The sequence below is a fragment of the Psychromonas sp. KJ10-2 genome (assembly GCF_047323255.1).
Classification (GTDB): domain Bacteria; phylum Pseudomonadota; class Gammaproteobacteria; order Enterobacterales; family Psychromonadaceae; genus Psychromonas.
In genome coordinates, this window is the sequence record NZ_CP178827.1 from 2,819,163 (window position 1) to 2,831,362 (window position 12,200).

Annotated in this window: 14 protein-coding genes and 1 pseudogene; 12 read left to right on the plus strand and 3 right to left on the minus strand. The window is 35.0% G+C overall.

Translation table 11 applies throughout. The annotated features are described in order from the left end of the window. The 7 genes and pseudogenes from ACLKL2_RS13740 (at nucleotide 1) to ACLKL2_RS13770 (ending at nucleotide 6,005) form a co-directional block, all read left to right on the plus strand. Nucleotides 1-2,796 (plus strand): site-specific integrase, encoded by a 2,796-nt coding sequence (locus ACLKL2_RS13740; protein WP_413692141.1) that lies wholly within the window; start codon nucleotides 1-3, stop codon nucleotides 2,794-2,796. A gap of 18 nt (nucleotides 2,797-2,814) precedes the next feature. Next, nucleotides 2,815-4,092, plus strand: coding sequence for a hypothetical protein (locus ACLKL2_RS13745; protein ID WP_413692143.1), 1,278 nt, complete (start codon nucleotides 2,815-2,817; stop codon nucleotides 4,090-4,092). A gap of 405 nt (nucleotides 4,093-4,497) precedes the next feature. Further along, a pseudogene (gene hipB / locus ACLKL2_RS13750) lies at nucleotides 4,498-4,644 on the plus strand (type II toxin-antitoxin system antitoxin HipB); the annotation flags it as partial. Between the two features lie 62 nt (nucleotides 4,645-4,706). Further along, the gene (locus ACLKL2_RS13755; protein ID WP_413694380.1) at nucleotides 4,707-4,841 is read left to right on the plus strand and encodes a hypothetical protein; all 135 of its coding nucleotides are present in this window, start codon (nucleotides 4,707-4,709) and stop codon (nucleotides 4,839-4,841) included. A 2-nt stretch (nucleotides 4,842-4,843) separates the two neighbouring features. After that, the gene (locus ACLKL2_RS13760; protein WP_413692145.1) at nucleotides 4,844-5,194 is read left to right on the plus strand and encodes a HipA N-terminal domain-containing protein; all 351 of its coding nucleotides are present in this window, start codon (nucleotides 4,844-4,846) and stop codon (nucleotides 5,192-5,194) included. Further along, the gene (locus tag ACLKL2_RS13765) at nucleotides 5,188-5,739 is read left to right on the plus strand and encodes a HipA domain-containing protein (protein ID WP_413692147.1); all 552 of its coding nucleotides are present in this window, start codon (nucleotides 5,188-5,190) and stop codon (nucleotides 5,737-5,739) included. The genes ACLKL2_RS13760 and ACLKL2_RS13765 overlap by 7 nt, the downstream gene beginning before the upstream one ends. Nucleotides 5,740-5,762: 23 nt before the next feature. After that, entirely contained in the window at nucleotides 5,763-6,005 is a 243-nt protein-coding gene (locus tag ACLKL2_RS13770; protein ID WP_413692149.1) for a hypothetical protein, read from the plus strand. 296 nt (nucleotides 6,006-6,301) lie between these two features. Here the strand turns inward: ACLKL2_RS13770 and ACLKL2_RS13775 are convergent, their stop codons facing one another. Beyond that, nucleotides 6,302-6,496: a hypothetical protein gene (locus ACLKL2_RS13775; protein WP_413692150.1), complete on the minus strand. Its 195-nt coding sequence runs from the start codon at nucleotides 6,494-6,496 to the stop codon at nucleotides 6,302-6,304. A gap of 737 nt (nucleotides 6,497-7,233) precedes the next feature. Between ACLKL2_RS13775 and ACLKL2_RS13780 the strand changes: the two genes are divergently transcribed. The 4 genes from ACLKL2_RS13780 to ACLKL2_RS13795 all read left to right on the plus strand — a co-directional run bounded on the left by ACLKL2_RS13780 (nucleotide 7,234) and on the right by ACLKL2_RS13795 (nucleotide 9,605). Beyond that, complete coding sequence (locus tag ACLKL2_RS13780) at nucleotides 7,234-7,641, plus strand: hypothetical protein (protein WP_413692151.1); 408 nt, start codon at nucleotides 7,234-7,236, stop codon at nucleotides 7,639-7,641. Further along, the gene (locus ACLKL2_RS13785; protein ID WP_413692152.1) at nucleotides 7,605-8,030 is read left to right on the plus strand and encodes a hypothetical protein; all 426 of its coding nucleotides are present in this window, start codon (nucleotides 7,605-7,607) and stop codon (nucleotides 8,028-8,030) included. The genes ACLKL2_RS13780 and ACLKL2_RS13785 overlap by 37 nt, the downstream gene beginning before the upstream one ends. Before the next feature lie 101 nt (nucleotides 8,031-8,131). Next, nucleotides 8,132-8,386 carry a hypothetical protein gene (locus ACLKL2_RS13790; RefSeq protein ID WP_413692153.1) on the plus strand — a complete coding sequence of 85 codons (255 nt, stop codon included), beginning with the start codon at nucleotides 8,132-8,134 and terminating at the stop codon, nucleotides 8,384-8,386. A gap of 133 nt (nucleotides 8,387-8,519) precedes the next feature. Next, the gene (locus ACLKL2_RS13795) at nucleotides 8,520-9,605 is read left to right on the plus strand and encodes a YecA family protein (RefSeq protein WP_413692154.1); all 1,086 of its coding nucleotides are present in this window, start codon (nucleotides 8,520-8,522) and stop codon (nucleotides 9,603-9,605) included. 267 nt (nucleotides 9,606-9,872) lie between these two features. Here ACLKL2_RS13795 and ACLKL2_RS13800 read toward each other — a convergent pair whose 3' ends face one another. Next, nucleotides 9,873-10,850, minus strand: a complete 978-nt coding sequence (locus tag ACLKL2_RS13800; protein ID WP_413692155.1) for a Gfo/Idh/MocA family protein — start codon at nucleotides 10,848-10,850, stop codon at nucleotides 9,873-9,875. Next, the gene (locus tag ACLKL2_RS13805) at nucleotides 10,847-11,173 is read right to left on the minus strand and encodes a putative quinol monooxygenase (RefSeq protein ID WP_413692156.1); all 327 of its coding nucleotides are present in this window, start codon (nucleotides 11,171-11,173) and stop codon (nucleotides 10,847-10,849) included. The genes ACLKL2_RS13800 and ACLKL2_RS13805 overlap by 4 nt, the downstream gene beginning before the upstream one ends. Nucleotides 11,174-11,269: 96 nt before the next feature. On the opposite strand from ACLKL2_RS13805, the gene ACLKL2_RS13810 reads away from it, so the two are divergent. After that, nucleotides 11,270-12,163 (plus strand): LysR substrate-binding domain-containing protein, encoded by an 894-nt coding sequence (locus tag ACLKL2_RS13810; RefSeq protein ID WP_413692157.1) that lies wholly within the window; start codon nucleotides 11,270-11,272, stop codon nucleotides 12,161-12,163. Nucleotides 12,164-12,200: the final 37 nt, after the last annotated feature.

A 12,200-nucleotide genomic window follows, 5' to 3' on the forward strand; every position in this document is an offset into this window, starting at 1 on the left:
ATGATTAGTCCAATTGAGGTTACAAACTGGTTAACTAATCAGGATAGAAATACAGTACTTAGTGAATCAATTAGTTGGGTGCTGGAGCATTGGTTAGAGCTGCATAATGCCAACGAACCAAAATTAATATCTGAAATGTTGGTTGATATAAAGAAATCGATCGGAAAGATATCAACGGGAAAACGTAGAGCCTATCGTAGAGCTCTCGAGGTGATTGTTGAGTATTTGTCTGAGCATTTACGTTGGTCTATACCTCTTGCTGAAAAACGTAAAATTCAGGATGCTTCAAATCTTAGGTATCAATTAATCTCTGCTGAATCTGCTAATGCTCAAAAATTGTTAAATGGCTATGAAAGTCTTCTTGAAGAGAAAGCCAAAACAGCGTTTGTTTTTCAGGTGGAGTTTTTAGCGATTTCTCTATTATTAGATACAGCCCCCATACCATTGCCATCAATATTCTATCTACTGAGTCATCCAGCTACTGTTGAGGAAATTAATGGTGTAGCGACAATTTCCTACCCAATTAATCTTGGTGAAATAGGTCAAAGTTCCCACTCTGCGCGTTATAAATTAGGTGCATTATCATATCGATTGCTAACAAATTATTTTAAATCTAATAAATCAATATCTAACGTCAACGTACTACGTAAAAAAATAAAAAAGTTATTAGCTTCTGAACCTTTTTATATTGAGATCTCTTCAGATAGTCAACTGAACAGAATCGTTGCATGTCATTGGCAAAAAATCCTGCCTCAATTCTTTCTAGATGATTTCATGAATCCTACTCATCAGTTTGCACTGTCTCCTGAACGTTACAAGTCTCTGGTTCAGTGTAAAACAACAATGAAATTTCCAAATCAAAAAACACTTTTTGATTCTTATATTTCATTGAATATTAATGTTAGTGGGAAGGTACGTTTCCCGCATAAAAATTTGTTAAAACGATATAAAAAAATAGGGAAAAAAGCTTTATTAGCGGAGGTGAAAAAAGCGGGGCCTATAACCTGGCAGGAACATAATATCTTACCACAATTATATTACCTATATGTTGTTGAACTTATTACATACGGAGGTGCAAAAAAAGATAATTTAGCCATTTCATCTATTGAAACCTACACCAACGGTGAAAATTATTTAACCAAATACCCACTAAGTTTAGAACAGGCAATAAATGAGGAACCCCTAAACAGCTGGGCTAAATCATTTTATCAAAATGTGGATTCTGAATCGGTTAGGCAACATTTATTGTATTTTCTCCGTTTTATGGCGGAGCAAGAGATCACTGATTCGTTAAATGTCGGTGCATTCAAATCTATTTATTTACCTAAAATAACTGATGCTAATTTAGTTTCTGCTACTGAACTACGTGAAATCATGCTGATGTTATTCAAAGGGGATGCTGAGTCAAAAATGCAGAAGCTATTTACTCTGGTAGTGATTAGCCTCAGCTTTCATGCTTCTCTCCGACGAGGAGAGATTCTCCGTTTAAGGATTAGGGATATAGAACCTTGTGAACATAAAGGGGCACTGTTCCGAGTTATTGTAACTAATACTGTAGAAGGGAAAACTAAGAATAGAAAAACGAGAGTCGTACACGTAAACCTTCCTATTGAAGAGGCGCAACTTCTTCGTTGTGTTTTAAAAATCAAACAGAGCGAAAACTGTAATTCGCCATTAATTGGGTTTTCTGGTGAGTTGGTATCATCTCGTGAACGCCAATATATTTTACCAATCACACGTGCAATTAAAATGATTTGTGGTTCTAAATGTCGTTTTCATCATCTGCGACATGGCGGTGTTTTTGTCCTGACTAACCAAGCATTATTGCTTTTTACTGAAATTGGAAAAAAACATAATTGTCCCTATCTGAATAGGTTGTTACATCCTGAATTTATTAAAAAACGATTTTCATATTGGTTAGAAAATCGATCAATTAAATTAATTAACTCAGCTGTAGCATTTGATGAGGTAGCTGGAATGATTGGCCATAGTTTATTTGATACAACTCGCAGCAGTTATCTACATGGCCACGAATGGCTAATTGATTACTTTAAGCCTCAAGCTATTTGCTATTCAAAAAAACAACTTCGTTTTTTATTTGATTTACCTGCTCATTCAAATGATATTTCTCGTCGAGTTAAAATCTTGTTAGATAAAGATATATCGAATAGTCAAACTCTCTTTCATAGCTCTGCTACGTTACTCACGAATCGAGTTGCTGAAATGACCGTTAGAGGTGGTTCTGGGCTTTCTTGGTTACATAAAAACCCACCTATTATTGATAGTTTTAACTGGGTTCGTGGGTGGCTAAATGAGCTGGATAAATCGACGAAAACTTTTGATGTTATCACCCGCCATAGTATTAAAAAATCAATTACCCAATCACTCATAACTTGGTCGGAATTATCTAAAATTAAGCTTTTGGTCTATAGAAATACCCCCCGTATAGACTACGACAAACCGACGCAAAAACTTATCAAAAATTTTCTCTCTAATTTAGATATTGAAAGCAGCAGCTTTGAAATGTTTTTAACTAATAAGTCGCTAATTCATTATAAAAAATTGTTTGGTTTACCTGAATTTTCGATTTTTCAGCGGCAAATAATTTTATTTAAAAATGAACACACCGCTAGTAATCATAAACGAGAGTTTATCGAAAAAAATCTATTATTTGGCCGCTCTAAATTAGTTGTTGAGTCTATAAGTTCGGGCAAAAGCAGGGTGGAGGTGAGTCTAGCATTAAAAAACTTTCCCATTAAAAAATTACTAAACATTTATTGCACAATTTATTTATAACCTAAGAGGAAAGTACCCATGTTTACAAAACTAAAATTAAACAATGAAAAAATTAATGAGCTCAATTCATTACTGAAAATAGCGGATAAAAAATCGAAAGATTTTAGGCAAATTGTTTTTGAACTAGATCCAAAAAATAAAATATTGAAATTAGTTGCAGGTAATTCATTACAAATGAGCAGTCTCACATTAACTAAAATTAATATTGAATCAAATGATACAGAAAAATGTTTTTTTTCATTTGATGCGGATATTATGATTGAGGCTCTTTTTGGAGTAGTTGATAATTTCGATATTTATTTGAAAAAAGATTGTCTAGAAACTATAGAAATGTCATTCCCAGGGCTGCCGCGATTTCGAAGGGGCTATTCTGATCAACCGAATCAAGATTTCTTAAATTACCTGTCTAATAGTTATGAATTAACAGATAAAAAATATAATAGGACAGCACTACTAGATCTTGTCCAATTGGTAAATGAAAAATTCAGTCCATTTGAATCTGTATTATTAAAATCAGATGAAAATAATACAGATTCGGTCAAGGTTTTACGCGATGGAGAAGTCTTTGAACAAAATTTAGGGACTAATTCTCATCTAGATGTGGAATTGTTTTTAGATAAAAATACGATCAATGCAGTTGTGGGAGCCTGTCAAAATAGTAGTGATGACGAAATAGGGATAGAAATAGAGAATGATAGAATAACTCTACAATCTAATGACAGAAAAACCTCTATATCTTTACCTGATTATAGTGATCTTTTATCAAAAGTTGAAATACAAAAAGAAGTTGTTTTTAGTGCTGTTTTAGATGCTTATAAATTGAAACTGGAGTTATCAAATTACATTAAAATTAACAATATCAAGCAACAGGAGCAAAGTTTTTTGTTTTTTGATAGTGGAAAGCTTTTGGTTTGTGCCATAACTGAAAAATTAGAATGTGCGGATCTGCTTGAGTTAATTGATGTGTCAACTAACCAAAAAACGCTGGTTTTGATGGTTAATTTACACTTATTTAAAGCATTAAAAGTCAAAGATGTTACTGATTTTCATCAGCTAAAAATTTCTATCACAAGAGTAAATGGGGAATATTTTTTTCATTTTTTAACCGTTCTGATTTTAGGCACCCATTTTTTTCCGTGCCTTGTATTTCGGTACCAGAACGAGTCGATGAGGTTAATAGGTTATCTCAAAAATTACAAATTCAGATTGCTGATCAAAATAAAAGTTCGGTTAAAAATCAGCAAATTGATTTGGTTGGCTATGATGAATTACTCGATCTCTGATTATTGTGTCTAAATAATTAAAAGCGAGTTCAATGGTGATAACTATTGAAAATAAAAGAAGGGTGTAGCCAAAATTTACTTGGCTACACCCTTCTTTAGATTACGTCCCTGATAATCATCAGTATTAATGCTATAGCTACTTAATACCTTATTTTGATGGGCTAACTCTATTGAAGGGCTCTTGTTTTATTTATCCTCTACAAAGGATATTGTTGCACTTATCCTCTAGAGAGGATATTGTTCTTCTTATCCCCTTTAGAGGATATTTATAAGCTTACCCCTATAAGGGGTATTCCTGCATTTATCTTTTTGTCAGATATATTTTTTAGGGAAGGTTCTTATTATGTACCTTTCTATGTTTGAATAAATAGCAAGGAACTTTGATATGATATATAGCCCTAAGCAACTCGCTGATTTGATGCTTTTAATAAGGCAAAAAAATAACTGGACTCAAAAAGAACTAGCAAAAAGAGTCGGTATAAAACAAGCAACTATTTCAAACTTCGAAAACACGCCAGACAAAACAACTCTTTCAACCTTTTTTAAGCTGCTTCAAGCTATGAATTTAACGTTAAGAATTGAAGATGTTACTCAAGAAAAATATAACAATAACGATGAGGACTGGTAATGCAAGAGTTAATCGCATATATGAATGGCGAGCTTGTAGGTAGTTTAAAAAAATTATCTAATGGTGCTCACTCATTTCAATATGGAAAAAGTTGGGTAAACAATAGCAAAGCTGGCCATTATCATTATCGTTAAAGTTGCAATTACCACCTATCAATTCAGATGCCGTAATTAATTATTTTGATAATCTTTTACCTGATAGTCCTTTAGTTCGAGAAAGAATTGTCACCAGGTATCAAACGACATCGAAACAACCTTTCGATCTTCTCAAAGAAATAGGTAAAGATAGTGTTGGGGCTGTAATGCTATTACCTCCTGAACAGTCCTACAGAAGCGAACCCCTTAATTATGAAGTATTAGATGAGAAAAGGTTAGAAGAAGTGCTCTCTGCTTACAAGTCTGAGTTTCCTTTAGGGATGATCGCTGGGAAGAAGATTTTAGGATATCAGTTGCTGGCGTACAAGAGAAAACTGCTCTGCTTTTGTTAGATGGAAAATGGTGCATACCTAAAGGTAATACGCCGACAACACATATAATAAAACTACCTATTGGAGAGATAGAGCAAGCAAATGCAACGTTGGATTTAAAGGATAGTGTGGAGAATGAATACCTTTGCATTGAACTAGCTAGAGAGCTTGGTTTTGAAGTCCCAAATGTAGAAGTAATAAAAACTAAAAATATCAAGGCACTCGCTATTGAACGGTTTGATAGACGTTGGAGTAAAGATAGAACGAAGATATTACGTTTACCCCAAGAAGATATTTGTCAGGTATTTGGAAAACCCTCGTCGATTAAATATGAATCTAATGGGGGCACTGGAATAGCTGAAGTAATGAAACTATTAATGGGCTCGAGTAATGCACTTGAAGATCAATATAACTTTATGAGATTTCAAGTATTTCAATGGATAATAGGAGCTACAGATGGGCATGCTAAAAACTTTTCTATTTTTATAGGGAGAGGTGGAAGTTATAAGCTAACTCCATTTTATGACATATTATCTGCTTACCCTATCCTTGGGGGCGTGGGTTAAATATAAGACAACTAAAACTTTCAATGGGTTTAAAAGCAACAAAAGGTAAGAAATATGAGATAAATAAAATTTTACCTCGCCACTTTATTGATACTGCTAAAGCTGTAAAGTTTAACCAAGTCAAAATGGAAGCTATTTTGATAGATCTAAAAGAACAGTTACCAGAAGCTATTCTTCGACTGAAAGAAAAGCTTCCTGAAGATTTCCCCAAACATGTTTCAGAACTTATTTTTGAAAATTCGATTAAAATTCTAAGTAAGATTTAATCTTATACTTAAACTTTGTATCTTATTTTGATTACATTTTTTTATTTATTGTAATTAAATTAGGTTACGTTTTGCTTAAAAATAAGCTCTGGAATATAAAATATTTTCTGATTTAGATAGTTTATCAACGTATTAAAAATACAAAATTGTTGAATTTTTCAACAAAGAAGCTCAGTGATTTTGTATTTTAAATTTAATTTTTGCTCATTTGATGTGACCATTTTTTAAAATTAAATTTTAAATGGTTAAATTTGGCATTAAACGGTGTCGTCATTTCTGAAAGTAAGTACTTGTAATTAAATGTTTTTCTTTTTTTTCAGTAAGTTGTAAAAATATTCTTGTAAGCCTTCCAAGCTGATGATGCGGGTTCGATTCCCGCTGCCCGCTCCAACTACTTCTACTTTAAAACCAAGCACTTGTGCTTGGTTTTTTTGTTTTTGCTGTTTGAAAAAACATTCTTGGTGACCAAACGGTGACCATTTGGTGCCCAAACTAATTTTTAGTACTCGCTAGGTTGATAACCCTCGTGGCGCTGAGATTTTCACACTGTGTTTCCACCACGTTTAACTCAACACTTGGCGCTGTTTCATTAAACATTCTTCTGATTGTGCCTAGATTAATACTAACCTGTAAAATTAACTGGTCAGTTTCACCCAATCCCAAAAGCACATGTTTTCACCCTTAGAGGGGTGCTGACAAAGTCATTCCAAGCTTTACATACTTCATCAACAATATTCTCATTGCCTTTAAAGCTTCGATTCGCTAAATAATGCTGTCTTAACCAACACCATCGACGACAACAACTGCATGTCTCTGACTCGCAGTGGCTTTGGATATCTGTGATAAATGCGTTTTCATGATCTCTTTATTAACAAATGGAACAACCATTGTCTTGCTAGCACCATTCGTCACCCAGGCTGAACCAAATCGATAAGCATACTCAATTTTTTGTGTGGAAAGTGAGCATTTAATTGCGCGATTTCCCCACTGTATTCTTCTAGTTTATTGATTTATAAGCTTTAACTTTTAAGTGTTGCATCATACTCAGCGCAAGTGAGCTGAGTATGGCGTAATGCTTAGTTTCTACAACAGTAATATTTAATATTATTTTATTAAAATGATGTAAAGTTTTGACTATTAACGAATTAATTGTTATTCGTTGTACTAATTTTAAAACCCACAATCCGTTACTATCGTGAATTATGAATAATAGGGCCAAGGTACTAGGATGAATTACCAAGAATTCAAAAAGCAATTGATGCCAGAACTGGACAAGAAAATGGCTGATATTGGATTTATTCGAAAGAAAACTAGTACACCCACATATTGGAAGTTTCCGAATGAAGATGAAAGGCTAGCATGGGTTGTATGCTTTAACTTCTCGCATAGAGGTAACCCACTATTTGATGTCCTAATTACTCCATACTGGATACCTTGCCAGCACAAAGATGAACCATTTCCTCGTGGTGTTGGTTACTTAGGTCAGTTGTCTCCTGAGGGGGTTGGTCATGGGCAATATACTTGGTGGACTAAAACTCTCGAAGGAGCCCAAAAGTCTATTCAAGAAGTGGTCGATGCTTTATCAGGCCCAGGACTTGAGTGGATTCAACAATATTCAACTCCAAAAAGCTTTTGAAGGAAGTTCCTTCAGCAAGGCTTGCGGCAGATTTAGGTCATTATCAACAAGCTTTAGAACTCTATAGAAAGAAACTGAAATCCAGTTTCGCTCATCTGCTAATTGAGAAGAAAACCACCCACGCTACTCCTTATGAGAGTGTTAGAGATTGGGAGAAAGAGAGACACGAAAGAATAATCGAGGAGTACGGTGAGGTTTTTCTTGAGCTCGGTTCTAGTGCCAAAGATTATGATCGGGAGCTTTACATGGTGGAATCCGAGATTCTTCAAGAAGAAAAGGATAAGTATCAAAAAGACCTGGAAGCTGACCCGAGATCTAGATGGTGTAAAGCCCAGGTTAAGTACTGCGAAGTACGTATTGACGAGCTTAAACAAAAATTAGATGAATAAACCAGAGCAGCCTATAACAAGGCCAAGCAGCATCGCCCATTCGGGGCTGGAGCTCGCTATGCTCGGCCGCTGTTGGCGACGTTATATTTTTCGGAGGATTCATGGCTTTATCTATAACAACTCAAAAAGTTGATACTTGGAAAAAAAGAATCCAGAAAACTGGACTAAAAGGCTCTACCTATTTTTGTCAGAAAGGCGGGAATGTTTGGGTATCTGCCTCAGTAGATCATCAGAGTATTTGTAAAAAAGTTTTAGGAAAAGATTCTGGTAATAGCTCTTTAGACAGCTATTTACGTTGGGATAATGTTAGTTCTATAGATCTAGTTGAACTGCTTTATCAAATTGAACAGGCATAAAATATAACAAGTGGAAGGTGTCCACTTTTGCGGGTGAAGATCAACAAAAACAGTTGGCTTTGTTTCGTACCTCAACAAGTATAATCAGCTATTTTTACCCGCTTAAGCTAGGCGTTAATTGATCAAGGAAAGTATGGCTAAAATTGGTAGAAATGAGCCGTGTTGGTGTGGTTCAAGTAAGAAATACAAAAAATGTCATTATTTAAGATCGGATGAGATTGCTCATCCAATCGGGCGACTGCTTGCCGAAATAAAGTCAAAGACAGCACACAAAGAATGTCTTCACCCAGAAGCAGGGAAAGGCCAATGTAGTAAAAAAGTTATTGATGCGCATTCGATTCAAAAGGGTGGACCTTTAAAAGATATCATTGATGACACCAATCATGTTTACACGTTTGGTATTGACAGTAATGGTAAAGAAGAAATTTCAAAATTAGGCTGGCAAAAAGCATCTACCTTTAAAGGTTTTTGCGGAGTTCATGATAAGGCAATGTTTACCCCCATAGAGGATGAAAGCTACACAGGATCTAAATTCCAGTGTTTTATAGCAGGTTATCGCGCTTATGCACTCGAATATTTTAAGAAGGTAAGTGTTATAAAAGGCCTCCCTTTCATGAAAGAAAATGTCGACAGAGGCATGAGTCATGAAGAGCAGATCGAACTTCAAAGAACCTTGGAAACAATGAATCAAGGATTCATGAAAGGCGTTGAGGATTTTAAGGGAACATTAAATTTGTATGTAAATCATCATCAGCAACAAAGCTATGATGAATTTAAAAGCGCTTCATTCTATTTTAGTGGTGACTTAAGCGTAGTTGTCGGGGGTACATTTGCTCCAGACTTTTCAATAGATGAAGAGAGGATTCAGTCACTGGAACCCGGTGTAAAGTTTGTTGAGAACCTATCGATAAACACTCTGAACACTGATAAAGGTTATGCGATTGTGTTCTCATGGCCCAAGAAGTACAAGAAATGCACCAAATTCATAGAATCTCTTATTGAGGTGGATAAAACGTTACTTCCAAGCAGATTGATTGAAATTATCTTTAGCTACATTGAAAACAGCTATTTCTCTAAAGCTTGGATTGATAGCCTAGATTGTGCCAAAAGAACAGTAATTGAAGCAATGGCTAGAAATCCTATCCAATATGGTGAGCCAATAAAATTTACTGATTACAATTATACAAATTGGAAGATAAATCGTGTTGTTCTCAACTAACAAGCGCATGTTGTCGGACTGGTTTTCTACTGCTCTCCAAACCAGCCGCAAATGCGGGCGTTAAACTTCTCTCAGTCATTAAGTCGTTGCCTAGCTTTTGTGTAATACCAAATCCATTAACTATGTGATCTATCTAGACGAGAAAATGAATGAAAACAATGCCTTGATTGCAGTAACTAGTTGTTCTAATTGCAAAATCAATAACGCAGCTAACATTCATTATTATAAGCGTAGATGAATAGCTATTTAGTGGAATTGGTATAAACACTATATCTGTGTTGCTGATTCCCAGTCAGTTAATAGCTTCATTATGTCTTCTGAACTTTCAGGCGTTACCTTAGGTGATTCAAGGGATTTAGCACCACGTTCAACGGCTTCACGTATTGCTCTAACCTGATAGTCGAAGGCATCGCCAGAAGCTTCTATTGTCGTGGTTTCCTTTGATGTTTCATATATTTCTACTTCAAATTCATTTTTTAAGGTTGGTAACCATGGGTTGCTATTAAAAGTTAAACAGCCTTTACTTCCTAGTACGGTGAAACCATGTTTAAGCCCATAATCTTCAGCTGTATGAATTTGTAGACTAATCTTATTGGCAAAACGAAAAGTCGCGCTAGATTCACAAATATTGCCATCTTCGCCACGTCGTCCTACCCCTGATAACGTGTAATGCATCAATTCATTTTCAGGAAGAGACTGTTTTAAAATAAGGTAAGCCAACGACATTGGATAACAACCCAAGTTATATAAAGCACCTTTACTTTGTACATTGACGAATTGAGAAATTGACGCCACGTAAGAAGCTTGTATTGCTTTAATTTCACCAATCGCTCCCGATGCAAGTACGTCAAGCCCTTTTTCTGAAAATGGATGACATAGGTACATCAAACCTTCTGCAAAAAATACGTTGTGCTCTCTCACCGCTGCAAGCGCTTGTTTGGTTTTTTCCATATCGACAGACAAAGATTTTTCACAAAGTATCGCTTTTCCTGCTTGAGCGGCTTTTATTACAAACTCATGATGAAGGTGATTTGGCAGCGCGATATAAACGATATCAACTTCAGTGTCATTGACGATCTCATCAAAGTCAGTAGACGATTTCTTAAACTCGTATTTGTTTGAAAATTCAGTTAAAGTGGAAGCAGTTCTTCCGGCGACTGCGTATAACTCGCTTTTATCATCATTTTGAATCGCTTTAGCCATTACGTCAGAAATAAAACTAGTACCTAGAATTGCCCATTTCATTTGATGTCTCCTTTCAATATATTTGCTACAGGTTCTGTTTCATAAGCTTTAACAAATTCTGTTAAGGCTGTACTGAAAAATGCTTTTGTATGATCAGCGATGAAGTGAGCATCAAATGCAGCCTTATCTTTATATATTTCCCATAAAATTATCTTTCTAGGGTCCTCATTATCCTGATGAGCAATTGCAAATAAACAACCTTCTTCGCTGTTCATATCATCACAAAACTGCTGAATTGCGCGTAATCCAGTATAAATTTCTACGGTTTCTTTGATTTTTAACTCTGCTGTTATTGAAACATTTCCTGTTATTGCATTAATCATAGTTGGCCTATTCTTAGGATAAACATCTAATATAATTGTAGCGTTACATTTGATAAACTAGCATTTAATTTATTTTCAATAAACTCAGGGTTTACAATGGATAAGTTAAAAAGTATGGAAGTATTCGTTTTTGTTGTAGAAAGTGGTAGCTTTCGTCAAGCTGCTAATCACTTTGATATTTCGGCAACAATGGCTGGGAAACATATCCAATACCTTGAGTCATCACTTGAAACACGGATTTTAAATAGAACAACAAGAAAGCACTCACTGACCGAAAGTGGTCAAATTTATTATCAAGAATGTAAAAGAATTATTGAAGATATTTCACTAGCAGAAAATAAAATACAACAGCTTGAAAATACGCCCATAGGCACGATTAAAATAAATACCCCGATCACCATTGGCTGTGAGTTGTTAGCACCTATTATTGCAAATTTCTTACAAAAATATCCCTTACTAGATGTGGAAATGATACTCGATAATTCGCTTGTTGACCCGTTTCAGTCCGATGCGGATATCTTTTTAAGAATTGGTGAATTAAACGATTCTAATTTAATTGCACGTAAAGTGGGTGATTATAAAATGCGTTTTTGTGCATCCCCATCTTACCTATCTAAGTATGGTGAACCAAATAATTTAGAGAGTTTAAAGGATCATTCCTGTCTTGGTTTTGTATATAACCAAGGGCAAATGCAAAGCCTTAAATTAAACTCTGACGCATTTAATAAACGTAATGCGAGATTAACCTCAAATAATGGACATGCACTTAAGATTGTTGCAGTTCATGGCGCAGGTATAGTGCTTCAGCCAACTATATTGGTTGATAAAGAGATTGAAAAAGGCACATTAGTTGAGGTTTTAACTGAATTTGTACCCGAGCCAAAACCAATTCATCTATTACTTAGAAATAGAATATTATCCATTAAAAATCGTACTTTTATGGACTATGTGGTGAAAAAACTACAAAAAGAGCTTCAAGATAATAGCTAGAAATCTTCCAATAAGAGTAATGACGGGTACTGTCTCG